We start from the raw sequence: 26,379 nt of genomic DNA on the forward strand, positions 1-26,379 counted from the left end.
ACCTCGTTATGGCGCTGGGCAGAGACGACGATCTCATCATCCGAGGCAGTCTGATCCGCCGGGGAAGCCTGCGCCAATGCCTGGTGGCCAGTACCGATCGCTATCAGGATTGCAGCCGCACTCGACAGGCTTCTTATACGCGCATTCTGACGTGGCAAAAATCCAATAGCTCTATCGCACATCAACATTACACAACCCCTCATTTTAATGACTTGATGGTTTCGATATTTTGCGAACGCTGGATTTTTATATCGGCCTATTTGCCGGGATTTTTGCCCTGGCGATCAGACTGCCGCAGCGTCGCGGCAGACAAGCCCGATGGCTATTGCATTTTAGGCACCGCGGTGTTGCCATTGTCACCGCCATGGGCCGCACGAAGGGCGCCTGTGGTCGCTGCGACCGATCCACCTTTGCGAGCGCGCGCACCTGTCAGGCGCGTGCAGGCAGGGCTATCTGCCCACATTGCCAGGGAAACATTGCCCAGCGCCGGGGTTGAACTCGCCGCGTAATGGAAAAAGGCGGCAGGCGTGGGCGCAACAGCAGCAGATGCGATCGATCGTGGCCAGCGGCCGTCTGCCACCACGGACCAGCGGCGCGCTGCGCGCGCGCTCCAGGCGCTCAATTTCTTCATGGCAGACATGCAGGCCGGCATCGGGCCGTTCCTGGGCGTGTTCCTGCAACAGCGTGGTTGGCAGACCGGCCCGATCGGCACGGTGATGACCGCCGGCGGCATTGCCGGCATGGCCATGACCGTTCCGGCCGGCGCGTTCATCGACCACACCCCGCACAAGCGCTGGGTGGTGGTGATCACCGGCATCTGCACCGTGCTCGCCTCGTTCCTGCTGCTGTGGTCGCAATCCTTCGCAGTCGTGGCAGGCAGCCAGGTGGCCACCGCGATCGCCGGCGCCGCGATTGGCCCGGCCGTTGCCGGCATCACCCTAGGGGTAGTTCGCCAACGCGGGTTCAACGCGCAGAACGGGCGTAACCAGGCGTGGAACCACGCCGGCAACATGGTTGGTGCCGGGCTTTCGGGCTGGCTGGGCTGGCGCTTTGGCATGCCGGCGATCTTCTTTCTGGCCGCTGCGTTCGGGGTCCTGGCGATCGCTTCGGTTCTTTCCATTCCCGAACGCGCGATCGATCACCGTGCCGCGCGCGGGTTGGAGCATCACGACCAAGCCCAAGACAATGGACAGGCCGAAGGCTTTCGTGAACTGCTGCGGCACAAGCCGCTGATGATCCTGGCTGCGGCGCTCGCGTGCTTCCACCTGGGCAACGGGGCGATGCTACCGCTTTATGGCATGGCGGTGGTCGGCATGGGCAAGGGTGACCCGGCGATGTTCACCGCCACCACGGTGATGGTGGCCCAGGCGGTGATGATCGTGGCCAGCCTCGTGGCGATGAAGCTGGCGCAAGGACGTGGCTATTGGCTGGTCCTGCTGGTTTCGTTCGCGGCGCTGCCGCTGCGCGGCGTTCTGGCCGGCACCTTCATCGAACATTGGGGCGAATGGCCGGTCCAGGCGCTCGATGGCATCGGCGCGGGCCTGCAGAGCGTGGTGGTGCCCGGCCTGATCGCCTGCCTGCTCGATGGCACGGGCCGGGTCAACGTGGGCCAGGGCGCGGTGATGACCGTGCAGGGCGTGGGCGCCAGTCTTTCGCCCGCGATCGGCGGCTGGTTGGCGCAGATGCTGGGCTATCACGCCACGTTCCTGATCCTGGGCGGCTTTGCGCTGGTCAGCCTGGCGCTGTGGATCGGCTTTGCCGCTACGCTGCGGCCGGCTTGCGCCGTGGGCGATAGACGGCCATGAGCGCGACGATGTCTTCTGCCACCGGCGCCATCTGGGCGATTGCCAGCCTTTCCACCGCCGGGGTGATTGCCCGCCCGATGCGCTGGCCGGAATGGATCTGGGCGGTCAGCGGCGCAGCCTTGCTGCTGGTCACCGGGTTGATGCCACTGGCGGCGGCTGGCTCGGCCGTGGCCAAGGGGCTGGACGTCTATCTGTTCCTGACCGGCATGATGCTGTTGAGCGAGGCGGCGCGCCAGCACGGCGTGTTCGACTGGATCGCCGCCGCTGCGGTCAATCACGCCAGCGGTTCGCGCGCACGGCTGTTCACGTTGGTCTATGCCACCGGCGCGGTGGTCACGGTGTTCCTGTCGAACGACGCCACCGCCGTGGTGCTGACCCCGGCGGTTTTTGCCGTGGCACGCAAGGCCCGAGCCGAACCGCTGCCGCTGCTCTTTGCCTGCGCGCTGATTGCCAATGCGGCCAGTTTCGTGCTGCCGATTTCCAATCCCGCCAACCTGGTGCTCTATGGCGGGCATATGCCACCGCTCGGCCCCTGGCTGGCGGCCTTTGCCCTACCCTCGATCGCCGCGATCGGCGCGACCTACGTTGCGCTGCGCTGGTATTTCCGGCGCGACCTGGCCGGGCAATGCGCAACCGTGGTGGAGCGCCCCGCCCTGTCGCGCGCCGGCCAGGCGGCCCTACTGGCCATCGTGCTGACGGCCGGCGTGCTGATCGCGGCCTCCGCGCTCGATCGCCCGCTGGGCCTGCCCACCGCGCTGGCCGGTCTTGCCTGCGCCATAGGCGTCTCGCTGCAGGCCCGACAATCCCCGCTGGGGCTGGCGCGGCACGTGGCATGGGGCGTGCTGCCGCTGGTCGCGGGCTTGTTCGTGATAGTCGAAGCAGTGGCTCGCACCGGTGCGATCGGCGCCGTGGCCAACATGCTGACGCAGGCTTCGGCCCATCCTGCCAGTGCGGCCCTGGCATCGGGCACGGTGCTGGCACTGGTGTCCAACATCATGAACAACTTGCCTGCCGGGCTGGTCGCCGCCAGCGCGGTGGCCCTGGCGCACCCGCCCCGCGTGATCGTCGATGCGCTGCTGATCGGGGTCGATCTGGGCCCCAACCTGTCGATCACCGGCTCGCTCGCCACGATCCTTTGGCTCCAGGTGATCCGGCGCGAAGGCGAAAACGTGGGTTTTGCCACGTTCCTCAAGGTGGGCCTGGTTGCCATGCCGCCAGCGCTGCTTTTGGCACTGCTATGCCGGATCATCGCTGGCTAGGCAGCATTTGGGCTGATTGCCGCGTCAAAATCCGGCGGACCACGTCAACAGCAGTTGCCGCCCGCCCAGGATCGTCTGCGGCACGGCGTCGCTGTAGCGGCCGATCGTGGCGCGATAGGCTGTATCGCCCAGCCCATTGCGCAAGGCGAGGCGCAGCGTCTGGGTGCCCCAACTGCGCGCCATGGCGAAATCGATCTGCCGCGAAGGCCGCACCCAGGTATCGAGCGCGCTGCCCGAAAGCGGCGAGGTGCCGGCAAAGCTCGGCACCTCGATGCCGTATTCCTGGATATAGGCGCCGGTCAGGCGGCAGGCCGCATCGGCCGAGAAACGACCATCATCATAATGCAGCCGCAACAAGAGGTTGCTGGCCGGGGCATATTGCGTGCGCTCCACCCTGTCCAACGCAGGGTTTTCCAGATGGACGGCACTGTGCAGCAGCGTGAGATCGCCGGCCAAGGCAAAATGGCGCAGCGCCCCGGCCACGAGGCCAAGCGGCAGGGCCACGCTCGCCTCTGCGCCCAGGATCGTGGCGGTGCCACCGTTTTCGGGGCGGATCAGGCGAACGGCGCGATATTGCATCACGCTGGCCGGATTGTTCAGGTCATTCCCGGTATCGTTGAGATAGCGGGCTAGGCGCTTGGCAAAGGCGCCCAGTGCGAGATGAAGCCCCCCCGGCCCCTGCCAGGCCAAGCCCAGATCGAGGTTGGTCCCGCGCACCGCCTTGAGATCGGGGTTGGACACCTGGATTTCGGTAACGCCCTGGTTGTCGCGCGTGGCGCTGCCACCGCCGGTCAACTGGAAGGGCGATGGCCTGGTCATGCTGGTCCATAGCGCGGCATCCGCAGTCCATGGCCCGGCGCTGCGCCAGTGGAGCGTCACGCTGGGCAGCAGCGCGGCATAGCGCGCCGCAAGCCGGTTCCAGCCATAGGCCACCCCATCGGCCGGCACACCATCGTTGCCCGCCAGCCAATAGCGGCCGCCGATGTGCGACCATTCCCCGCGCAGGCCCAGCGCCGCGTCCAGCCCATCGGCCAATGGCCGGCCCACCACGACATAGGCCGCAAGCCGGTCTTCCTGCACGGCATAGGCATTGGCATTGCTGTCATCGATCGTGCGCGGTTGGACCTTGGCGCGGCCGATCGCGCGCAGCAGGGCGGCATCGGAAATGGTCGGGATGGTATAGTCATAGATCCCGCGCAGAACGGGGCCGATCTGTCCGTCCACCAACCCGCTGTTGCCCAGCGTGGTGCCCGCTGGCAGCGTATCGGCATAGAGGAAATGCGCCGTTGCGCGGCTGCGCCATGATAGCACCGCCAGGCCGCCGATCTCCCCATGCCAGGCCGCATCGTCTGCCAGGCGCACCCGCCAATCGCCGCCCAGGCGATGGTCCTGGCTCGTCTCGCTCTCGCGCTCGCCCTGGTTGTGCACGGGAAAGGCCAGCGGATTGGCAACCAACGCGGCATCGCCGGGATCAAGCCGGAGCACGGGAAAGCCGCGCACATAGGCGGTGCGCACCCCGCCCGAAAGCCGCGTGGCATCGGAATCCCAGAACGAAATCTCGATATGGTCGGGTCGGTCGGTGCGTCCCAGCGCGCCAAACACCCGTGCCTGCGCCTGCACGCGCCCGGCGTTCCATGCCAAGGCCAGTTGAGCCATGCCCAGCCGGTCGCGCTCGGGGTTGGTCTCGAACCAGTAATGCGCATCGGCGCGCACGCTTTGCGTTTGCAACAGGCCAGCCGACGTGGCCGTCTGGGCAAAGAACCCGGCGGCGCGGCCGCCCTGCACGCTCACCTGGTACACGTCCTGCGCAATGGCGCGGCTGGCCCACATCGCGCTGGCGGTCACCGTCAACCGGTCGTCGGCGCGCCAGCCCAGCGCCACGAAGGCGGTTTCCTCGTGCGCGGTGCCGCGCGTTACTTGCGCGTTGACCGAGGCGAGCAGGAGATTGGCCGCAGGATCCAGCCCCGGCGCGCTCTGGCCCTGCGCGTCGGTCAGCGCATAGGCAAGGTTGCCCGACTGATAGGTCTGCTCGACGCTGGCGAAATGCCGCCGGCTCAACGCCGCGCTGGCCGTCAGCGCCAGCCGCCCGTCGGGCGTCTGCCAGCCGAACCCGGCATTGGCGCCCCAGGTGCCGGCGTTCTGGCCAAAGCGCCAGGCCTGATCGTCTGCCCCGGCGGTCAGGCCCAGCCGCAGGCCTCGCGCCTTGGCGGCAAAGGGGGCCAGGTGATCGATATCGAGCGTTCCGGCAATCGCCTCGCCCGCCAAGCGGGCATCGAGCACGCGGTGCACCTGCAGGGCCATGTCGGGCGCCAGCGCCATCAACCCCAACTGCGTCCCCCGGCTATAGGGCAGGCTCTGCGGGATTTCGAAGCCGTCGATCCGCGTTTCCACATAAGTGCCCGGCAGGCCGCGCATCGCCACGAAATCGCCGGTGGCGCGCCCGGCATGGTCAACCCGCCCCATCGCCCCTTCCAGCGAGGTGGCCAGCGTGACGATACCGGGCAGGCGGCCCAATGCCTCGGCAATCGTGCGGTCGGGCAGCCGGCGGATCTGCGTGCTCGCCAGCGCATCCTGCGGCCGCACCGCGTCGCCCGCGGTCCAGGCCCGCGCAGCCAGGCTGGCTTCCACCACGATCGCCGTGCGATCCTCGATCGTGGGCGGAACGGGTGGGGCCACCATGCGGCGGGGTACGGCCGGGCGGACGCGTGGCGCAGGGAATTGTGGCCGGCGCAGGCGCACGGCGCCGCCCGCCAGGCGCGTGGCGACCAGGCCATTGCTGCGCGCCAGGATTTGCAGGGCATGGTCGAAATCGCGGGCGCGGATGGCCGGCGCCTGCGCCCCGGCCACGTCGCTCGTCGCAAACAGGATATTGCGCCCGGTCTGGCGCGCCAGGGCCAGCAGGGCATCGCCCAGCGGCATCGCCGGCAGGACAACGCGCGCCGCCACAACTGGCGCCGCCATGGCATGGGCCGGGGCGAGCGCCAGGCAAAGCGCACCCAGCCAAGCGGAGCTAGCGGCGGAAAACCTCATACCCCTGCTCGGTCCGGCGCCAGGCCACGGGATAAAGCGCCCCAAGGGCATCGAGGAACTGGGGCACGTCGCCGATGCGATAGGTGCCATAGACATGCAACGCACCGATCGTGGGATCGTGCAGCACGATCGGCATGCCGCTGAGTTGCGCCAGCCGCGCTGCCACGGCTGCCAGCGGTTGATCCTCCACCACCAGGCGCCCTTCGCGCCAGGCCAGCGCCGCATCAGCATCGACCGGCGCAATCGTTGCGGTATCGCCGGCCAGCGAGACCTGCTGCCCCGGCCGGGGCGTGGCGATCAACGTGCCATTGCGACTGTCTTCGATATCGATCGCGCCGCGCGCCAGGATCACGGCGGTCTGGCCATCGCGGCGTGCCACCGAGAACAGCGTGCCGCGATCCACTACGCGCGCCTCGCCAGCCGTCACCGCAAATGGCCGTCGCTCGTGCTTCACGTCGAACGTGCCCTCGCCATCCAGGCGCACCGACCGGTCGAGCAACGTGGCGCGCAGCGTCACCGCGCTGCCCGGTGTCAGCCACACCCGGCTGCCATCGGCCAAGGCAAAGCTGGCCGTGCGATCAGCCGGCGCGGCCAGGTGCTGCTCGTGCAGGTTGAGCGTCCACGCTGCCACCGCCGCCAGCGCGGCCAAGGCCGTGCCCAGCACCGGGACCGCGATCTGCCAGCGCAACCGGGCCGGTGCCACTGCCGCACCGCGTGCGTGCAGGCCCTTGGCCGCCACTGCGTGCGGCGCGGCGCGCCAGGCGCGCTCGACAAGGTCCATCGCCGCCAGGTGTTCCGGCCTTTCCCGCAACCAGGCGCGAAACGCAATGCGGTCTTCCTCGCTGCCGCTGCGCGCACGCTCCAGCCACTGCGCGGCCTGTGCCAGCAGGGCGCTTTCCCCAGAGTTGGGCGCACTCATCGGGCGCTGCCCTCCTTCAGGCGTTCGGCCATGCGGGCCAGCGTGCGTTCCACATGATGCGAAACCGCCTTGGGCGTGATCTTCAGCCGTTGCGCGGCTTCCTTGTGGCTGAAGCCTTCCACGCGCACCAAGAGGAACGCATCGCGCGCCACCGGCCCGATCGATTCCAGCGCATCGCCCAGCAGCGCCAGTTCCTCCCGGCCCGATGCGATGCGGTCGGGCGCCAGGGCACCATCATCGACGATATGCTCGTCCAGCGTGATATGGTCGTCGGACAAGCGGGCAGCCTTCCTGCGGTAGCGGTCGATCAACAGGTTAGACGCAACCCGGCGCAGAAATCCCCGAACATTGCCCACCGGGCCGGCTTCGGGCGCTGCCAGCACGCGCAGATAGACGTCCTGGACCATGTCATCCAGGTCCTGCCCCTCGCGCATGCGCCGCCTGAGATAGGTACGCAGCGCCGCCATTTCGTTCGCGCTGGTCGCCGCCTCCAGCGGCCCGGGCGCCAGGCTCTGCGGCGCATGACAATCCCCGTCGATGCTCCGCATGTGTGACCCCGTTCTTGCCATGACAGCCCCTTGCGGCACCCGGCCCATCCAGACGGGAACGATCGCCCGCAGGCGCATAGCCGGGCGCCCTAGGGGCCTGCCGTGACAGCGGCGTGACACTTGTGCCGTCAAATTTTTTCGGGGAATCGCGGGGTGTGTCTGCGTCCTTCCGGGCAGACCCGCCCACTGCGGCCGGTCGTGTTTCTCGAAGGGGGAAAACATGCCAGTTTCGTATCTGCGCCCGGCCCTGCTGGCCAGCGCACTCCACACGATGATCGTTCCGGCCGTGGCGCAACAGGCGCCGCAAGCGCTGCCTTCGGCCGATGCCGATGCCGCGCCCACGCAGGACGAACGCGCCATCGTGGTGATCGGCACGCGCAAGCAGGCCGCCGATATCCAGTTCCAGTCCTCCCACCCGATCTCGGTGCTGTCGGAAGAAGACCTGCGCCACACCGCCGTGCACAACGTGGCCGAAGCGCTGGGCCTGTTGCCGGGCGTCAACGTCGTCAACACCGGCTCCTCGTTCATCGGCGGCGTCGATGGCGCCTCGCGCGGGGAAGGCATGTACGTGGCCATCCGCGGCCTCAATTCCGAATACAACGTCAACCTGATCAACGGCGTCAACGTCGCCCAGGGCCAGCCCTATAGCCGCGGCGTACAGCTTACCCTGCTGCCGCCCACGGGCCTCAACACCATCGTGCTCAACAAGGCCTCGCGCGCCGACATGGATGGCGATGCGATCGGCGGCACCGTGGATTTCCGCACGCCCTCGGCTTTCGATTATTCCGATCGCCTGCACGGCAGCGTGACCGCCTCGGGCCGCCTCGAAACCCGCGCCCGCACGTATGGCGACAGCGGCCTGGGCGGCGGCGTGGCGGCAGAATTTTCGTCGCGTTTTGGCCCCGGTCACACCATGGGCATCTACGTCAGCGGCTATTACGACAAGCGCACGTACACCAACAGCGAGATCCGCGGCGCGCAATCGGCGCACGATGATGGCAGCTGGGGCTATCTCAATGCGTCCAACAGCTCGGGCACCAGCTATCCCGGCCTCGATCCCGAACGCAATGCCGCGCTCACCGGCTTTGACGCGGGCGTGTCCAGCGGCAAGACGCGCCGGTTTGGCGGCAATGCCTCGCTCGACTGGCGCCCCGACGATACCACGCGCGTCTATCTGCGCGGCACCTATGCCAAGGCGCTGACCGAGCAGGATTCCACCCTGGCGCAGTATAACGGTGGCACCAAGGCCTGGGTGCTTTCGCCCGGCACCGATCGCTATGTCCTCACCGTGCCTTCGGTCTCGGTGCGCAACTACTTCGAAACCAACCCGGAGACCGCAATCCTCGCCACCGCCGCCTTTGGCGGGGAAAAGCAGCTTGGCGCCTGGAAGATCGCGCCCGAAGTGTTCTACAGCGAAGGGCACAACAACCGCCCCAACCATATCGAGGCCTCGGCCCGCATCAACCAGTCCGACAAGTATACCAGCGGCTCCAAGATTCCGCTGGGCGGACAATCGGTTGGCTATAGCGACAACTACCCCGTCGCGCTCTATAACCAGGCCATCTTCGACGCGTTCGACAATTCCGCCAGCGTCCTGCCCGCGCGCCGCGCTGGCCAGCTTACCGAACAGTTCAGCGGCCAGCGCAAATGGGGCGGCCGCATCGACGTGAGCCGCGAATTTGCCGATGACAGCCTGCTGCACAGCATCGCCTTCGGTGCCAAGCTGCAAAGCAGCAAGCGCAACGTGACCAGCCGCGACTGGACGACCGACTACGTGGCCAACTACCTGGGCCACAGCACGACCTGGGCGCAACTGGGCCTGACCAACGGCACTTATGCCCACACTTATCCGGGCCTTTATGACTGGTCGCTGCCGCGCTTCAACAAGGCCGCGTTGTTCAATTTGTTCTACAAGTACCAGTTCGCCAACGAAGCCGATGGATCAAGCTACAACAGCTTCGACACGTGCGGTTCGCTCTATGTGAACAACTACAATTGCGGCACGCTGTCGGGCCGCGAAACGGTGGCGGCGGGCTATGCCACGGCCACGCTCAAGGCTGGCAACCTGGAAGTGATCCCCGGCCTGCGCTTCGAACACACCACGATCAACAACACCTACTGGGTCATGGCCTATTCTGCCGGGGTCGAACAGCCTGGCGCCTTCTCCAGCAACCGCACCACGTATGACGTGCTGCTGCCCAGCCTGTTTGCCAACTGGCGCCCCAACGACAAGATTGTGGCGCGCGGCGACGTGTGGTTTTCCTATACCCGCCCACCGTTCTTCCAGCTGGGCGGCAGTTCCACCGCCCGCGCCGGCGACGATGGCAAGACGACGATCGTGGAAGGCAATCCCAACCTGAAGCCGATCCGCGCGATCAACGTCGACACCTCGGTGGAATGGAACTTCGCAGCCTCCGGCCATGTCATGCTGGGCGGCTATTACAAGCGGCTGACCAACTACCTCTATGACAGCGGCACCACACTGCTCAACACCGCCACCAGCGACGGCACCGGGCAAACCTTCGTCACCCGCCCCCTCAACGGCGGCAGCGGCAATGTCTATGGCGTGGAATTCCAGGTGCAGAAGACCTTCGTCGAACTGCCCGGTGCGCTGCGCGGTTTCGGCATCGGCGCCAATCTCACCCGGCAGTGGACCAGCGTGGACATCGGCAACGGCGTGATCCGCAATATCCAGAACGCGCCCGACGTGATGGGCCAGGCCCGCGTGTTCTATGCGCTCGGTGGTTTCTCGATCGACGCCATCTACAACTACACCGGCGCCTATCTCGAATCCTACAACTACCTGGGCCAAGCCACCCGCTGGGACGATCGCTGGGTGCGCCCGGTCAAGCGGGTCGACCTCCACGCTGGCTACGATTTCGGCAATGGCCTCAAGGCCGACATCTCGGTGGCCAACTTGTTCAACAACTACACCTATTGGGCGCACATCGGGCGCCATTCGCTGGCCATTTCCGACATCGTCAACTCCGGCACAACCGGGCTGGCCAGCATCAAGTATTCGTTCTGATCGATCTCTGATCCTTCACTGGTCCCTCACCTGGGGCGGCGGCCGTCATCGTGCGGCTGTCGCCTCCCTTTCGTATTTCGCAGGTAACCGTCCGCCATGCTCCGTCCTGCCCCAATCGCCCTGTCCCTGCTGGCCGCGCTGCTGCCGGCCATGGCCGTCGCCCGCCCTGCGGCCCATCACTCGGCCCCAGCCCCCTCGGGCTACCGCGTCGATCGCGTGGTCCTGCTCATTCGCCATGGCATCCGCGCGCCGCTTGATGGCGAAGCCGCGGCGGCGCCCTTGGCAGACCAGCCTTTTCCCCAGTGGGACACGCCCCCCAGCCAGTTGACGCCGCATGGCGCCCAGGCCTTGGCCCTGGTTGCCGGCTATACGCGCACGCGCCTGATCGGCCAGGGCCTGCTTCCGGCGCGCGGCTGCCCCCTGCCCGGCCACGTGGCCCTCTGGACCAACAGCAAGTCGCGCACGATCGCCAGCGGCCAGGCCCTGGCCCAAGGCCTGGCGCCTGGCTGCCCGCTACCGGTCGACCATCGACCAGAGGGGATTGCAGATCCGCTGTTCGATGCCTTGGAAGCGCAGGCGGTGCCGTTCGATGCGCCGGCCGCTGCAGCCAGCATCAATGCGCAGCTCAACGGCGGCGCGGCGCTGATGGCCGGCATGGACAAGGCCGTGGCCACGATGACGCGCGTGCTCGGCTGCCATCGGCCTTGCCCCATCGCCACGCTGCCCAATCGTATCGTGCCGTCGGCCGACGGCAAAGGGTTGAGCCTGACCGGCCCGATCGACCTTGCCTCGGGCACGGCGCAAGTGTTCCTGCTGCAATATGCGCAAGGCATGCCGCTTTCCCAGGTTGGCTGGGGGCGCGCCAACGCGGCCGACATTGCCACGATGTCCCCGCTCCACGCCCGGCTGTTCGATGTCTTCGCCCGCTCGGCCTATATGGCTCCGCGCGTGGGCGGCCTGATCGCGCGGCGGATCGCCACAACGCTCACCGTGCGCGAGGCACCGGATGTCACGGTCCTGGTGGGCCACGACAACACCATCGCCGCCGTCACCGCGCTGATCGGCACGCAATTCCAGCTGCCCGGCTATGGTCGGAACGATCCGCCGATCGGTGGCGGCCTGCTGTTCGAACGCTTGACCGAGCGGCACACGGGCCGGCACCTGTTGCGCCTGTCGTACCTCGCGCAAACGCCCGATCAGGCCCGCCAGCTTCGCCCCTTGCCGCAAACCGGCACGGGCCAGCCCCTGCACCGGCTGTCACTCGGCCGATGTGGCACCACCTGCACGCCGGCCAGGTTTGCCGCCCTGATCGCCCGCCAAACCGCAGCGCTGCCGCCCGCTCCCGGGATGGACCGCTGAATACGGTGAATGGCAACGAGCCCATGCTTTCCTTGACCAGCGCCGCCATACGAAGCATATACGTTTCATATATCGGAACGGAGATTGCGGCATGGGTATCGTCAAAATCGAAGACAATCTGCACGAGGAAGTCCGCAAGGCGAGCGCGGTCATGTGCCGATCGATTAACGCCCAGGCCGAATTCTGGATGAAGGTGGGCATGCTGGCCGAAGCCAACCCCACGCTCTCGTTCAACCAGATCGTCAAGGCGCAGCTGGAAGCGGCGCAGGTCCATATTCCCGAGGCGGCCGCGGCCTGACATGGTCAAGACCCCCGATGAACTGGCGTTGATGCGGATTTCCGGCCGCTTGCTGGCCCGCGTCTTTGAAATGCTGGATCAACAGCAGTTGGCGGGCATGACCACGATGGCGGTCAACGACCTGGTCGAGCGCTATATCACCGAAGAGCTTGCAGCCCGCCCGGCCAGCAAAGGGCAGTATGGCTTTGCCTATGTGCTGAACTGCTCGATCAACGATGTGGTCTGTCATGGTGTGCCGGACGGTTCGGCGGTGATCGGTGACGGCGATATCATCAATCTCGACATCACGCTCGAAAAGAACGGATATATCGCCGATTCCAGCAAGACGTACCTCGTCGGCGAAGTAGCGCCTGCCGCCAGACGGCTTGTCCGCGTGGCGCAAGAGGCGATGTGGCAAGGGATTGGCCGCGTCAGACCCGGTGCGCGGCTGGGCGATATCGGCCACGCCATCGAACGCCACGCCAAGAAGCATGGCTATTCGGTTGTGCGCGACTATTGCGGCCATGGCATCGGGCGCGAAATGCACGAAGAGCCGCAGGTTCTCCATTTCGGCAAGCCGGGCAGAGGCCTGCCGCTGCACGAAGGCATGGTCTTCACCATCGAACCCATGATCAACCAGGGCACCTGCCGGACTTTGACAAGGGACGATGGTTGGACGGTGGTAACCGCCGATGGGAAATTGTCCGCGCAGTTCGAGCATACCATCGCCGTGACCAGGGACGGGTTCGAAGTGCTCACCTTGCGCAGCGGCGAAAAGCCCGCGCTGGCAGCGCCAGGCTTACGGTCGGCCTGACAACGCCCCCGCGGGCAAGCCTTGCTGGCTGGCATTACGATCCACGGCGTCCGAAACTTCGCCGATAGGCCGTGGGCGCAAGCCCGGTCGCGGCACGGAAATGCTGGCGGAAATTGGCGGCGGTGCCAAAACCGGCGCGCTCCGCAATTGTTTCGATCGACTGGTCTGTCTCTTCGATCAGCATGCGCGCCAAGGCGATGCGCTGCTGCTGAAGCCATCCGCCCGGCGTCAGCCCGGTCGCGCCGAGCACATGGCGATGCAGGCTACGCGGGCTCAGATGCGCCGTGGCTGCCATGCGCTCGACGCTCCAGTTCTCGTGAAGGCGTGCCTGCACGGCGGCAAGAAGGCCGGCAAGGCGATGGCCCGCCGGCGGCGGCACGGAACGCTCGACGAACTGGGCCTGCCCACCCTCGCGGTGGGGCGCAATCACCAGGCGCCGTGCCACGCTGTTCGCCGCCTTCTGGCCAAAGTCCTTGCGCACCAGATGCAGGCAAAGATCGAGGCCGGCGGCGCTGCCGGCCGAGGTCAGGATGTTGCCTTCGTCGATATAGAGCACATCGGGTTCCACCACCGCTGCGGTGGCCTGCCGGGCAAGCGAGGCCAGATGGCGCCAATGGGTGGTGGCGCGCCGGCCATCGAGCAGCCCCGCCTGGGCCAGCACGAAGCTTCCCCCGCAAATGCCCACCAACCGCGCCCCGCGCATGCTGGCGCGTTTGAGCGCGGCCAGCAAAGCGGCGGGCGCTGGCTCGTGCGGCCCCCGCCATCCCGGAATCACGATCGTATCGGCTTGGTCGAGCAGGCCCAGATCGCCATCGGGCACCACGTGCAACCCTCCGTTGGCGCGCAAGGGGCCAGGCTCGCCCGCAGCGGTAAGGCAGCGATACCAATGGGGGCCCATCTCCGGTCGAGCCAGGCCAAAGACCTCGTAGGCGCAGCCGAACTCGAAGGTGCAAAGGCGGTCATAGGTCAGGATGACGACCAGGGGATTGGCGTTTGGCATGATCCTTTCGATAGTTGTCATCCCTGCCAGTGGCAACGGCGGCAACGCGGTTTTATCGTGGGCAGGCAAACCGCAACGGGGAAGATTGTGATGAAACTGATCGGCATGCTGGATTCGCCCTATGTGCGGCGCGTCGCTATCTCGCTGCGCCTGTTGGGGCTGGATTTCGAGCATCAGGCTATCTCGGTATTCTCCACGTACGATGCCTTTGCCGCGATCAATCCGGTGGTGAAAGCGCCCACGCTGGTGACCGACGAAGGCGTCGTCCTGATGGACTCCGGCCTCATCCTCGAACATGCAGAGCGCATGGCCGGGCGTACTTTGTCACCTGCGGACCTTGCGGCGCATGCCCGGTCACAGCGGATCATCGGCCTGGCCTTGGCCGCCTGCGAAAAGAGCGTGCAGATCGTTTACGAACAGCTGCTTCGGCCCGAAGAAAAGCGTCATCAGCCATGGCTTGATCGCGTTCGCGGCCAGTTGGTCCAGGCCTATCACCTGCTGGAGCAGGAAGTCAGCCTGGCACGGCCGTGGTGCTTTGGCGACCAGCCGCTTCAGGCGGACATCACCAGCGCCGTGGCCTGGCGCTTTACCCGCGAAATGGTGCCCGAAGCGCTTGATCCGCAGGCCTTGCCAGCACTCAACCGTCTGTCGCAGCGGGCCGAAGCGAGCGAGCCCTTCGTGGAATTTCCCTTCCACTGAGCCAGATTCGCGGCGCTGGCATTGCATCCCAGGCAATGATGTCGTGCCGCGAATGGGCATTATCGCTTGGGCGGTGGAGGCGCATCTTTCGGGTGCGGGCCGGATGCGGCCTTCGAACCACGCAGGAGCACTTCCATGAAGCTGTACCATCATCCGCTCTCGGGCCATTCGCATCGTGCCCGGCTCTTCGCATCGCTGCTCGGCCTCGATGCCGAGCTGGTCGAAGTCGATCTCCTTGCCGGCGAACACAAGCAGCCGGCATTCCTGGCCCTCAATCCGCTGGGGCAGGTTCCCGTGCTGGTCGATGATGAAGGCACGGTGGTTGCCGACTCCAATGCCATCCTGGTCTACCTTGCTCGCAAGCATGGCCGCACCGACTGGCTGCCGGAAGATGCTGTTGGCGAGGCCGCCGTGCAGCGCTGGCTTTCCGTCGCGGCAGGCGAGCTTGCCTTTGGGCCGGCCGCCGCGCGCCTCGTCACCGTGTTCGGTTCGCGCCATAACCCGCAGGAAGTGATTGCACGGGCCCACGCCCTGCTGGCCAACCTGGAGCGCCATCTCCAACACCGCGACTGGCTGGTTGGCAATAGCCCGACCATCGCCGACGTTGCCCTCTACAGCTACCTGTCGAGCGCGCCGGAAGGGAACGTCGATCTCGCCGCCTACCCCCGCGTTCGCGCGCTGCTGTTGCGGATCGAGAACCTTCCCGGCTTCGTGCCTTTCGTCGAGACGGCCGCCGGCCTTCGCGCCGCAGCCTGACGCGTGACCGGTGGTTTGCGCAACGTCCCGCAGGCAAACCACCGGTGCCCTCATGATGGAGGCAACCATGCCCGAAGCCGCTCCGATCGAGCCCCAGGCCATCTGGCACGAGGGCGAGCGCGCCATCCAGGCCCATGTCGGCGCCGTGGCCCGCATGGCCGAACTGGGCGCTCGGGTGATCCGGCCGTTCATGCCCGACCAGCATCGCACCTTCTACGCACAGCTTCCCTTCGCAATCCTGGGCAGCGTCGATGATACCGGCGCGCCTTGGGCAACCGTGGTGGAAGGCGCGCCTGGCTTCCTCTCCTCGCCCGATCCCACCAGGCTCGCGCTGGCCGCCTTGCCACATAGCGGTGATCCGGCGCTGGGCGGCATCTATGATGGCGCGGGATTGGGTCTGCTGGGCATCGAGCTGCACACCCGCCGCCGCAACAGGGTCAACGGAACCCTGCGCCAGACCAGCGATGGCGCGTCGGTGCTGGAAGTCGGGCAAAGCTTCGGCAATTGCCCGCAGTATATCCAGCAGCGTGACGCAACGCTGTCGCGCCCCCCAGCCAGTGCGCCAGCGCAGCCTGCGCAGGCCCTGGACGGGCTGGACCCTGCGGCGCGCGCGATGATTGCAGCGGCCGATACATTCTTCGTCGCCTCCTACGCCGATCGGCCGGGGATCGGCCGCCAGGTCGATGTGTCGCATCGCGGCGGCAAGCCCGGCTTCGTGCGGGTGGACGCGCAAGGCGTGCTCACCGTGCCAGACTTTTCGGGCAACCTGTTTTTCGCGACGCTCGGCAACATCATGCTCAACGGGCGCGCTGGCCTGGCGTTCATCGATTTCGAAAGCGGCGATCTTCTGCAGATGTCCGGCACGGCGCAGGTCCTGCTGGATTCGCCAGAGATTGCCACGTTCGCCGGTGCCGAGCGGCTCTGGACATTTACCCCAGACCGCATCGTGCGACGGCCCGGTGCCCTTGCGCTGCGCTGGGCGTTTCGCGAACAGGGCTGGTCACCCACCACGCTCGCCACCGGGCAATGGCGCAAGGCTTCGGACTGGCACAAGATGCGTGTTGTCCAGGTCGTGCAGGAAAGCGCCAGCATCCGCTCTTTCCACTTGCGCCCCGTGTCACCCGCGCCGGCTTGGCAGCATCGCGCCGGCCAGCACCTGCCGATCCGCATCAACCTGCCAGGTGCCGACCGGCCGCTGGTCCGCACCTACACGCTCTCGTCCGCTCCCTCCGATCCGCTCTACCGGATCAGCGTGAAGCGCGAGGGGGCGGTCTCGTCCTGGCTGCACGATCACCTGCACGAAGGCGATACGATCGAGGCCCGCGCCCCGGCAGGTGGTTTCGTTGTCGACGCCGATGCGCCCCGGCTGGCGGTGCTGATCGGCGCCGGGATCGGCATAACCCCGATGGTGTCGATGCTGCGCGAGCTGGTCAGCCGTGGCCATGGCGGCAAGCCGGCGCGCCCGGTCGTGCTGATCCAGTCTGCACGATCCCTGGCAGAGCGCGCGTTCGCGGCGGAACTGGGCCAAGTTGGCAAGGGCGTTCGGCTCGTGCGCGTGTTGGGCGATACGTCCGGCGCGCAAGACGGCGCCGATTACGATGCTGCCGGGCGGATAGACCTACCGCTGCTGGCACGCGTGCTGCCCTTTGGCGACCATGACTTTTACCTGTGCGGGCCAGGCGGCTTCATGCAGGCCATCTACGATGCGCTGCGCGGGGCCAACGTGCCGGATCACCGCATCCATGCCGAGGCATTCGGCCCCTCTGCCCTGCAACGGCGAGGCGATAGCCAGGCTTTGGCCGCGCCCGCCGTGTTGCCGGCCACCAAGCCGCTCCCCGTTCTGTTCACCGCCTCGCTCAAGGAGGCCCGGTGGGCGCCCAAAGATGGCACCTTGCTCGAACTGGCCGAAGCGCGCGGCCTGACGCCGGCATTCGGCTGCCGCAGCGGATCGTGCGGATCGTGCAAGGTCAAGCTGGTCGCTGGTTCGGTCGCCTATCCGCGCGCGCCTTCGGCCAGCGTTGGCCCGGACGAAGTCCTGCTATGCTGCGCCGTGCCGGCGCAGCAAAGCGAGCAACCCCTGCAAATCGAAGCCTGACACTCTCCCCTCTCTCTATCGAAAGGACATGCCATGACCCGCCCACCTCTGCCCCCGTTCGACGAAGCCAGCGCGCGCGAAAAAGTGCGCCTGGCAGAAGACGGCTGGAACAGCCGCGATCCTGCGCGCGTCGCGCAGGCCTATACGGTCGATAGTCGCTGGCGCAACCGTGCCGAGTTTTTCACCGGCCGCGACCAGGTCGAAGCCTTTTTGCGCCGCAAATGGGATCGCGAACTGAATTACCGCCTCATCAAGGATCTCTGGGCGTTCGGCGGCAACCGCATCGCGGTGCGCTATGCCTATGAATACCACAACGACAGCGGGCAGTGGTTTCGCGCCTATGGCAACGAGAACTGGGAGTTTGCCGCCGACGGCCTGATGCACGTGCGCCATTGCAGCATCAACGAGCATCCGATCCGCGAAGAAGACCGCCGGTTCCACTGGCCGCTCGGCCGTCGCCCCGACGACCATCCCGACCTCGAGCACTTCGGGTTCTGATGCGCGTGCGGGCGGATGACCTCGGGACATTGTTCGATCGGGGGGCGGCAGCCTTGCGCGAAACGCTCCCCCGCTTACTCTAGGGCGGAAAGGAGACGATGGTGGACCGCTGGCAATCGATGCGCATCTTTGCCGAAGTGGCCCGGCATGCCAGCTTTGCCGAGGCGGCGCGGCGGCTGCACATGAGCGCCCCCGCCGTCACGCGCGCCGTCGCCACGCTCGAGGAGCATATCGGCACCCGCCTGCTGGTCCGCTCAACGCGCTCGGTCAAGCTCACCGAGCCGGGCGCGCGCTACTATGCCGATTGCCAGCGCATCCTTGCCGATATCGCAGAGGCCGAGGCGACGGCAGCCGGATCGTTCGCCACGCCTTCGGGCACGCTGACCGTTACCGCGCCTGCGATGTTCGGCCGGATGTACGTCCTGCCTGTGCTGACCGAGTATCTCGACCGCTACCCGCAAGTGGTGGGGCGCACATTGTTCGTCGACCGGCCGGTCAACCTGATCGAGGAAGGGGTCGATCTTGCGGTGCGCATCGGCCACCTGGCGGATTCGGCGCTGGTGGCAACGCGCGTGGGCTCTTCGCGCATGGTCGTCGTCGGCGCGCCAGACTACCTGCGCCAGCACGGCACGCCAACCAGCCCGGAAGATCTGCGCCGCTTTCGCATCGCTGCATCGACGGCAGCCTGGGCCTCGCCCGAATGGCAGTTCGCCAATGACGTGCGGGTGCGCATCGAACCAGCCATGCTGTGCAACACCAACGACGCGGCGATCAACGCCGCCCTCGCCGGCTGGGGCCTGACGCGCGTCCTGGACTATCAGGTTGGCGCTGCGCTGGCCGATGGGCGATTGCAGATCCTGCTCGAAGACCACGAACCGCCTGCCTTCCCCATTCACGTGCTCCACACCGGCGGCTCGCATGCCCCGGCCAAGGTCAGGGCCTTTATCGACCTTGCCGTGGCCAAGCTGCGCACCAGCCGCTTGCAGGCCCGCGAAGCGCCACACCCATGAAGCAGCCAAACGCCACGCAGCCCTTTCGCTAAAACGGGTGCCTGGCTTTCAGCCAAAGCCGTGCCGCGTAAAGTCGATGAAGGCGCGCAGCGGTGGCGGCACGTGCCGGCGGCCGGAATAATAGAGCATGGGGCCCGAAAACGGCGAACTCCAATCCTGCAACACAGCCTCTAGCGCGCCGCTGTCGAGATATGGCGCGAGCCAGTCTTCGAACAGGGCGATCAATCCAAGTCCCGCCACGGCCGCGCTGATCAGCAGATCGCACGCCATGCCAGGCCGGACCAGCAGGCGCGTGGGTGGATCGACGCGCACGATCTCGTTGTCTTTTTCGAATTCCCATTCGGCCGGCGCGCCGCTGGAAAAGCGCAACCCCAGGCACGCGTGCGCCAGCAGGTCGCGGGGATGCGCCGGGCGCCCTTGCGATGCCAGATACGCGGGCGATGCAGCCACCACGATACGCTGGGTTCGCGGCCCGATCGGCAGCGCGATCATGTCCTGCTCCAACCGTTCTTCATAACGGATTCCGGCATCGGCCCCGGACGCCAGAATATCGACGAAGCTGTCTTCGACCGTCACCTCCACCCGGATCTTGGGGTGGGCCAGCAGAAATGGCGGAAGAATGCCGGGCAGCACCGTGCGCGCGACGTTGGCGGGCACATTGAGACGCAACGTGCCCGCTGGTTCGTCAGTCTGCGCCTGCACGCCTTCCAGCGCGGCACCGATTTCCGCAAGGGCCGGAGATAGCCGCTCGAACAGCCGGGTTCCGGCCTCGGTCAGCGATATGCTGCGCGTGCTGCGGTGGAGCAGGCGCACGCCAAGCCTGCCTTCCAGCCTCCGCAAAGCTTCGCTTAGCCCGGACGCGGAAACGCCGGACATGCGCGCCGCCTCGCGAAAGCCGCCGGCGCGGGCCACGGCCGCAAAGGCAGAGAGATCATCCAACTCTATAGGCATTGTGCGAATTTCCGTACAGACCGTTTGGAATGGGCTAGCTTATCGATCATCGACGCCAGGTCTATATCCTCGCCATCGCTAGAGGAGATTTGCCATGACCGTTGCAGCCAAGGCCGGAAGCTTTCGTTTGGGCACCCGCATCGTAAACAGGATGGGCTATGGCGCGATGCAGCTTGCCGGGCCCGGCGTGTTCGGTCCGCCGCGCGACCGCCAGGAAGCGGTGGCCGTGGTGCGCGCCGCCGTGGCCGCCGGCGTCAACCATATCGACACCAGCGATTTCTACGGTCCGCACATCACCAACCAGATCCTGCGCGAAGCCTTGCACCCCTATGGCACCGACCTGACGATCGTGACCAAAGTGGGCGCCGTGCGCGGGGACGATGCATCGTGGCTGCCTGCGCAAAGCCCCGCCCAGCTTACCCAGGCGGTTCATGACAATTTGCGCAACCTGGGGCTGGAGCGGCTGGACGTGGTCAACCTGCGTCTGATGGGCGATGTCCATGCGCCCAGCGAAGGGTCGGTGGAACAACAATTCTCGGCGCTGGCCCGTCTGCAGGACCAGGGCCTGATCGCGCATCTGGGCCTGAGCAACGCCACGCCCGCACAGGTGGCGCAAGCGCAGGCCATCGCCCCGATCGCCTGCGTGCAGAACCATTACAACCTGGTTCACCGTGGCGATGATGCGCTGATCGATGAATTGGCAGCCCAGGGCATCGCCTATGTCCCGTTCTTTCCCTTGGGTGGTTTCAGCCCGATCCAGTCTGACGCCCTGTCCGCGCTCGCGGGCGATCTTGGCGCCACCCCCATGCAGGTTGCACTGGCCTGGTTGCTGGCCCGCTCACCCAACATCCTGCTGATTCCCGGCACGTCGCGCACGGCCCATCTTCATGAAAACCTGGCAGCGGCCGAACTGAACCTGCCCGCGCCGGTGCAAGTGCAGCTTGATGCGATCGGTGCGGCGCCGCGTTGAAAGCCGGTCAGACGACCGCCAAGGCGCGCCGCGCGGCAGTGGCATCGGCGCGGTAATGGTTGGCAAGGAAGTCTGCCGCAATCTGCAGCCGGCGATCGGCACGGGCGCGTGAGGTCAGGACCAGCAGGGCCTGCGGCGATGGCAGGTTGAAGGCCAGGTCTAGCATCTCCAGGCGATGCGTGATCGCATCGAGCGCCCGCGCCTCGGCAAACAGGCAGGCGACGGCGCCATCGCCCACGACGCTGGCAAGGATCGCGTTGTAATCATCGGTTTCGACATCGTACCGCATCGCTTGCAGCCCCGCCCGGTGCAGCGCGGCATTGACCACCTGGCGCAGCGGGTGTGGCGGCGACAGGCCGGCCAGCGGCCAGGCCATCAGGTCCTCTCGGGTGATCGCCGGGCGCCCGGCCAGCGGGTGATCGTGGGCGACGAACATCGCCAGCGGCTCGTCGATCACGCCTGCCGCGGTGACGGCCTGGCCAGCGCCAAGCTCGGCAAAGCCCAGCCCCTCGTCTGGCTCGGCAAGTTGGTCGGCAATCACGATGGCAAGGTCGAGCGTGCCGCTGCGCACGTCGGCCATGGTCTGGGAGGCGGTCAGGTCGGTCGAATGCAACACGATCTGGCATTCGGGAAAGCGGCGTCGCAATTCCCCCACCCGGTGCGCAAGGTGGCGCAGCGCATAAGGCGCGATGCACACATGCCAGACGCTTTCCCCGGCCTGGACATGCGAACGCGCGTCGTCCTCAAGCCGCGCGATGGCCAGCAAGACGTCTTCGGCGCGGATGACGATTTGCTCCCCCAGGGGCGTCAATGTCGGCACCATGCCCGGGCGCCGCAGGAAAAGCGGCCCGCCCAGCCTGGCTTCCAGCGCCCGCACATGCTCGCCCACCACAACCGGCGCGAGGTTGAGCATCGCCCCAGCCGCGCGAAAGCTGCCCAGCCGGGCGACAGCCAGAAATATCTCGAGTTGGCGCAAGGTCAGATGGGTCTTCATGCCTCTCCCCGCCCCGCCATCTTTCGCAGGTGCTAGGTTTTATCCTAGCACCTGCACGGTATTTTCGCAATTCTTTGCGTCGTCTGCGCAAGCCTATCCTTGCCCCACAGATCGCGCGGTCCGCCAGAGGCTGCCGGCCACATGGGAGAAGGAAGTTGGACGCGACCCCAGGACAGTCCACGCACGCCAATCGCCTTGCCGTTCCGCAGGCCGGGCCGCGATCGCGTTGGGCCGCAAAGCCTCTCGCCTTGGAAACGCGCGCATGAATCTGGCGCGCATGGCGGCCGAAGCCGAGGTCATCGTCGTTGGCGGAGGATCCGCCGGCTGCGCCATGGCCGCGCGGCTCGCCGAGGCCGGGGTGGCGACCTTGCTGCTCGAGGCCGGGAAAAGCGACGTGACGCTGCGCAGCTACGTTCCCGCGCTGACGTTCGCGGTGGTCAACAACCCGGCTTTCGACCGCAGCATTGCGGCCGAACCCGATACCAGCCTGGGCGGGCGGCGCTACCTGTGGCCTGCGGCGCGGCGCCTGGGCGGTGGCAGCGCGATCAACGGCATGATCTACGTGCGCGGCCATCGCCGCGACTATGACGGCTGGGCCGAGCGCGGTGCAACCCGGTGGGGCTTTGACGATGTCGTGCCCTATTTCCGGCGCATGGAACGGGCCGAGGCCGGTGGCGACGCTTGGCGCGGCGATTCCGGCCCGATCACGGTGGCGCGCAATCGGATGTCGTATCCGGTGGTCGATGCTTTCATTGCGGCTGCTGGCGCGGTCGGCATCCCGCGCAATCCCGAGCAGAACGGGCGCCTTTCTGGCGAGGGCGCGTTCCACTCCGAGGCCACCCAGCACGGCGGGCTGCGATGCAGCGCGGCGCGCGGCTATCTGCGCGGCGCGATCGACACCAGCCGCCTGCGCGTGGTGACGGGGATCGACGTCCTCAAGGTGATCATCACCGCTGGCCGCGCCACCGGCGTCCTGGTGCGGCACGAGGGTGTCGAGCAGGTGCTGCCCGCGCGCCTGGGCGTGGTGCTGTCGGCCGGCACGCTGAACACACCGCGCCTGCTCATGCTCTCGGGCATCGGCCCGGCCGCCGACCTTGCCCGCCACGGCATTGCCTGCCACGCAGACAGCCCCGAAGTCGGCGCCAACCTGCAGGAGCACGTCGGCGCGCACGTCGTGCTCGCCACCCGCAGCCGGTCGATCAACAGCGATACACGGGGATGGCGCGCCCTTGGCGAAGGGCTGTCGTTCCTGCTGCGTCGGCGCGGCGCGCTGACCACATCGATGTGCCACGCCAACGCCTTTGCGCGCACTTCGGCAGAGGCAGACATTCCCGATGTGCAGATCTCGTTGACGGCGATGGCGTTCACCTTCGGGCCCAACGGGAGGGCGGTCCTGCTCAAGCGCCCGGCGGTAAGCGTCACGGTTTGCCTTGCCCGCCCGGAAGGGCGCGGGCGCGTGGAGTTGCGGTCTGCCGATCCTGATGCCCCCCCGCTGGTGCAACATCGCCTGCTGGGCAGCGACGCCGATCTTGAGCGGCTGGCTCGCGGCATTGAAATCGCCCGCGACATCGCCGCGCAACCGCCCTTGGCAGACCTGGTGGAGGCCGAGCTTGCCCCTGGCCGAGCGGTATCCGGCCCAGCGCTGCGGGCGCATCTGCGCGACAACGCCATCCCGCTCTACCACCCGGTCGGCACCTGCAGAATGGGCAGCGACGCGGCCGCTGTGGTCGATCCCGACCTCGCGGTACGCGGGGTGGCAGGGCTGTGGGTGGCCGATTGCTCGGTCATGCCGACGCTGCCGGTCGGCAATACCAACGCGACTGCGATGATGATCGGCGACAAGGGCGCCGACCACGTCCTCAAGGCCATCCGCCAGGCTGGCATGGCCCGCGCTTCATAACAACGGGGAGAGAAGAACCATGACTGATCGTACCGCCATTGCGCAACGGCGCGTTGCCCGCGCCGCCTGGCTTGCCGCCGGCAGCGCGTTTGCACTCGCGGCCGCGCCGGCTTTCGCGCAGGACACCGCCGCCGCGCCCACGCAGGCCGGCCCGGCCGAGGCCGAACGCACCCCGGCGATCGAGGAAATCGTCGTCACCGCGCAGTTCCGTGGGCAGAAGGTGCAGGATACACCGATCGCGATCACCGCGATCAGCGCCAGCACGCTCGCCGCCAAGGGGCAGCTCAGCATCACCGACCTTGGCGCCACGGCACCCAACGTCAATCTTTCCAGTTCGACCGGGCTTAACGGCAGCGCCGTCGCTGCGTTCATCCGCGGCGTCGGCCAGGGCGATTCCAGCTTTGCGCTCGAACCTGGCGTGGGCATCTACATCGACGACATCTATTATGGCACGACCTACGGCGCGGTGATGGACCTGACCGACCTCGATCGGGTCGAGGTGTTGCGCGGCCCTCAGGGCACGCTCGCCGGCAAGAATTCGCTGGGCGGCGCGATCAAGCTGTTCTCGGCCAAGCCCAATGCCGATGCCGGCGGTTTCGTCGAAGGCACCTATGGCCGCTTCAACCGCGTCGATTTGCGCGCCAGCGCCAACATCCCGATCACCGACGGCGTCTATGTTCGCCTATCGGGCGTGTCGAAGCACACCGATGGCTACATGCAGTTGCTCGACTACGGCTGCGTCAATCCCGGTAGCGGCATCGCCCCGACCACCGGCAACAACGATTGCCGCAACGGCACTGAAGGTGGCATTGATGTCAAAGCCCTGCGCGCCGCGCTGCGCATTGCCCCCGCCGGCTCGAAGCTCGAGGTCAACCTCGTCGCCGACGTGGCGCAGAACGATTCCGAGCAAGTCGCGACCAAGCTGGTTTATGCGAACAACCCTGGCGTGCGCAGCTATGTCGCCGGCGATCCGGCGGGCGGCGTGCCGTTCGACAGCCGCTTTATAACCTGCGCCCATTGCTACACCTCGTATGCAAACTATACGAGCGGCGGCAATTACACCTCCGGCTTGCCCAAGGTGTACCCCTTCACCCTGTTTCCCAACCTCCAGGTTGCGCCGGGCGGTTTTTCCACCAGCCCCAAAAGCGCGGTGAAAAGCTGGGGCGCGGTGGGCACGATCGACTATGCGCTGTCCGATGCGCTCTCGATCAAGTCGATCACCGGCTACCGCTCGGCCAAGGGCACCAGCGGCATCGACCTTGATGGCTCTCCACTGGCGATCCTGCTCCAGGAATTCGGTTATGAACACCGTCAGTTCACCCAGGAACTGCGCCTCTCGGCCAAGTTCGGCAGCCTCGCCGACCTGACGCTGGGCGGCTACTATTACGATGCGCGCGACCATCTCACCGGGCGGGCGCAGATCCCCAACGTGGCCTTCGACTTCCGCACCGACGATCCCGTCAGCAACGTCAGCAAGTCGGTGTTCGGGCATCTCGAACTGCACCCGATCGCAGACCTGACGGTGATTGGCGGCCTGCGCTATACCAATGACCGCAAGACCTACACATTCGGTCGCCGCAATCCCGACGGCAGCGCAATTTCCCCGGCCAATTTCCCGCTCAACATCCTGCTGCTCGGCCTCGACGGGGCTAGCTCCACCTTCCGCGGCGAGCGGGTCGACTATCGTATCGGCGTCAACTACCGCTGGAGCCCGGAATTGATGACCTATGCCCAGGTCTCAACCGGCTACAAGGGCGGCGGCATCAATCCCCGCCCCTATTTCGCCAGCCAGGTGCAGCCCTTCAACCCAGAGACGCTGACGACCTACGAAGCGGGCTTCAAGTCGGATCTGCTGGGTCGTGCGCTGCGCCTTAACGGCGCTGTGTTCTATAATGATTACAAGAATATGCAGATCCAGTTGCAGGTCTGCCCGGCCTTCACCGATCCGTTTCCGTGCGCGGCGATCGGCAATGCCGGCAATGCCCACGTCAAGGGTGTCGAACTGGAAGCCACCTTGCGCCCGGTGCGCGGCCTGACGATCGATGGCAACGTCGGCTATCTCGACTTCCAGTATGCCTCGGTCAATGCCAACACCGGCATCAGCCGCAGCATGAAGGCCCCGTTCAACAACAAGTGGCAGGCGTCCGGCTCGGTCCAGTACCAGGCAGACCTCGGCAGCGCGGGCACGCTGACCCCGCGCCTCGATTGGACCTACCAGTCGAGCTTCTATTACAACGCGGTCAACACGCCGCTCGATCTCGTCGCCGGGCGCAGCCTGTTCAACGCCCGCCTGACTTACGAAGATGCCCGCAAGGCCTGGTCGGCAAGCCTTGGCGTCACCAACCTCGGCAACAAGTTCTATTACCTCGGCACCAGCTACAACGCCACGTACGGCGTTGCGAGCGGCGCCGTGGGCCGGCCGCGCGAATGGTCGCTGACCTTGCGCCGCACGTTCTGACCGGGCGGG

General features: G+C 66.6%; 21 protein-coding genes. 15 read left to right on the plus strand and 6 right to left on the minus strand.

Annotated elements, in window-relative coordinates; all coding sequences use genetic code 11:
* Positions 1–8 precede the first annotated feature (8 nt).
* The 3 genes from R9J51_RS15240 to R9J51_RS15250 are packed head-to-tail and all read left to right on the plus strand — an operon-like array spanning position 9 to position 3,064.
* On the plus strand, positions 9–509 hold the full coding sequence (locus R9J51_RS15240) for a hypothetical protein (RefSeq protein ID WP_179504947.1): 501 nt from the start codon (positions 9–11) through the stop codon (positions 507–509).
* A gap of 18 nt (positions 510–527) precedes the next feature.
* Entirely contained in the window at positions 528–1,805 is a 1,278-nt protein-coding gene (locus R9J51_RS15245) for an MFS transporter (RefSeq protein WP_432787553.1), read from the plus strand.
* A gap of 8 nt (positions 1,806–1,813) precedes the next feature.
* Positions 1,814–3,064, plus strand: coding sequence for an arsenic transporter (locus R9J51_RS15250; RefSeq protein ID WP_179504948.1), 1,251 nt, complete (start codon positions 1,814–1,816; stop codon positions 3,062–3,064).
* A gap of 24 nt (positions 3,065–3,088) precedes the next feature.
* Here R9J51_RS15250 and R9J51_RS15255 read toward each other — a convergent pair whose 3' ends face one another.
* The 3 genes from R9J51_RS15255 to R9J51_RS15265 are packed head-to-tail and all read right to left on the minus strand — an operon-like array spanning position 3,089 to position 7,561.
* Positions 3,089–6,025: a TonB-dependent receptor gene (locus R9J51_RS15255; protein ID WP_179504949.1), complete on the minus strand. Its 2,937-nt coding sequence runs from the start codon at positions 6,023–6,025 to the stop codon at positions 3,089–3,091.
* Between the two features lie 49 nt (positions 6,026–6,074).
* The gene (locus R9J51_RS15260; protein WP_179504950.1) at positions 6,075–7,013 is read right to left on the minus strand and encodes a FecR domain-containing protein; all 939 of its coding nucleotides are present in this window, start codon (positions 7,011–7,013) and stop codon (positions 6,075–6,077) included.
* Positions 7,010–7,561 carry an RNA polymerase sigma factor gene (locus R9J51_RS15265; protein WP_179504951.1) on the minus strand — a complete coding sequence of 184 codons (552 nt, stop codon included), beginning with the start codon at positions 7,559–7,561 and terminating at the stop codon, positions 7,010–7,012. The genes R9J51_RS15260 and R9J51_RS15265 overlap by 4 nt, the downstream gene beginning before the upstream one ends.
* Before the next feature lie 220 nt (positions 7,562–7,781).
* Between R9J51_RS15265 and R9J51_RS15270 the strand changes: the two genes are divergently transcribed.
* The 4 genes from R9J51_RS15270 (at position 7,782) to map (ending at position 13,039) form a co-directional block, all read left to right on the plus strand.
* A complete protein-coding gene (locus R9J51_RS15270; RefSeq protein ID WP_432787554.1) occupies positions 7,782–10,589 on the plus strand; it encodes a TonB-dependent receptor in 2,808 nt (935 codons plus the stop codon).
* A 96-nt stretch (positions 10,590–10,685) separates the two neighbouring features.
* Positions 10,686–11,948, plus strand: coding sequence for a histidine-type phosphatase (locus R9J51_RS15275; protein ID WP_179504952.1), 1,263 nt, complete (start codon positions 10,686–10,688; stop codon positions 11,946–11,948).
* Positions 11,949–12,039: 91 nt separating this feature from the next.
* Entirely contained in the window at positions 12,040–12,246 is a 207-nt protein-coding gene (locus R9J51_RS15280) for a ParD-like family protein (RefSeq protein ID WP_169474669.1), read from the plus strand.
* Between the two features lies 1 nt (position 12,247).
* Positions 12,248–13,039, plus strand: a complete 792-nt coding sequence (map, locus tag R9J51_RS15285) for a type I methionyl aminopeptidase (RefSeq protein ID WP_179504953.1) — start codon at positions 12,248–12,250, stop codon at positions 13,037–13,039.
* Positions 13,040–13,073: 34 nt separating this feature from the next.
* Here the strand turns inward: map and ftrA are convergent, their stop codons facing one another.
* On the minus strand, positions 13,074–14,039 hold the full coding sequence (gene ftrA / locus R9J51_RS15290) for a transcriptional regulator FtrA (RefSeq protein WP_179504954.1): 966 nt from the start codon (positions 14,037–14,039) through the stop codon (positions 13,074–13,076).
* A 90-nt stretch (positions 14,040–14,129) separates the two neighbouring features.
* On the opposite strand from ftrA, the gene R9J51_RS15295 reads away from it, so the two are divergent.
* The 5 genes from R9J51_RS15295 (at position 14,130) to R9J51_RS15315 (ending at position 19,097) form a co-directional block, all read left to right on the plus strand.
* Positions 14,130–14,738 (plus strand): glutathione S-transferase, encoded by a 609-nt coding sequence (locus R9J51_RS15295; protein ID WP_179504955.1) that lies wholly within the window; start codon positions 14,130–14,132, stop codon positions 14,736–14,738.
* Between the two features lie 135 nt (positions 14,739–14,873).
* The gene (locus R9J51_RS15300) at positions 14,874–15,494 is read left to right on the plus strand and encodes a glutathione S-transferase family protein (protein ID WP_179504956.1); all 621 of its coding nucleotides are present in this window, start codon (positions 14,874–14,876) and stop codon (positions 15,492–15,494) included.
* A gap of 67 nt (positions 15,495–15,561) precedes the next feature.
* Positions 15,562–17,589: a pyridoxamine 5'-phosphate oxidase family protein gene (locus R9J51_RS15305; RefSeq protein ID WP_179506507.1), complete on the plus strand. Its 2,028-nt coding sequence runs from the start codon at positions 15,562–15,564 to the stop codon at positions 17,587–17,589.
* A gap of 33 nt (positions 17,590–17,622) precedes the next feature.
* The gene (locus tag R9J51_RS15310) at positions 17,623–18,087 is read left to right on the plus strand and encodes a nuclear transport factor 2 family protein (protein ID WP_179504957.1); all 465 of its coding nucleotides are present in this window, start codon (positions 17,623–17,625) and stop codon (positions 18,085–18,087) included.
* 98 nt (positions 18,088–18,185) lie between these two features.
* Entirely contained in the window at positions 18,186–19,097 is a 912-nt protein-coding gene (locus R9J51_RS15315) for a LysR family transcriptional regulator (RefSeq protein WP_211184737.1), read from the plus strand.
* A 48-nt stretch (positions 19,098–19,145) separates the two neighbouring features.
* Here the strand turns inward: R9J51_RS15315 and R9J51_RS15320 are convergent, their stop codons facing one another.
* A complete protein-coding gene (locus R9J51_RS15320) occupies positions 19,146–20,048 on the minus strand; it encodes a LysR family transcriptional regulator (RefSeq protein WP_179504958.1) in 903 nt (300 codons plus the stop codon).
* Positions 20,049–20,142: 94 nt separating this feature from the next.
* Between R9J51_RS15320 and R9J51_RS15325 the strand changes: the two genes are divergently transcribed.
* Entirely contained in the window at positions 20,143–21,018 is an 876-nt protein-coding gene (locus R9J51_RS15325; RefSeq protein ID WP_179504959.1) for an oxidoreductase, read from the plus strand.
* Positions 21,019–21,025: 7 nt separating this feature from the next.
* On the opposite strand, the gene R9J51_RS15330 is transcribed toward R9J51_RS15325, so the two are convergent.
* Positions 21,026–22,012, minus strand: a complete 987-nt coding sequence (locus R9J51_RS15330; RefSeq protein ID WP_169474676.1) for a LysR family transcriptional regulator — start codon at positions 22,010–22,012, stop codon at positions 21,026–21,028.
* Positions 22,013–22,274: 262 nt separating this feature from the next.
* Here R9J51_RS15330 and R9J51_RS15335 point away from each other — a divergent pair, with 262 nt between their 5' ends.
* Positions 22,275–23,912 carry a GMC family oxidoreductase gene (locus R9J51_RS15335; RefSeq protein WP_432787556.1) on the plus strand — a complete coding sequence of 546 codons (1,638 nt, stop codon included), beginning with the start codon at positions 22,275–22,277 and terminating at the stop codon, positions 23,910–23,912.
* A 19-nt stretch (positions 23,913–23,931) separates the two neighbouring features.
* Positions 23,932–26,370: a TonB-dependent receptor gene (locus R9J51_RS15340; protein WP_168555225.1), complete on the plus strand. Its 2,439-nt coding sequence runs from the start codon at positions 23,932–23,934 to the stop codon at positions 26,368–26,370.
* Positions 26,371–26,379 lie beyond the last annotated feature (9 nt).

It is taken from the genome of Novosphingobium rhizosphaerae (assembly GCF_050920675.1).
GTDB lineage: Bacteria > Pseudomonadota > Alphaproteobacteria > Sphingomonadales > Sphingomonadaceae > Novosphingobium > Novosphingobium rhizosphaerae.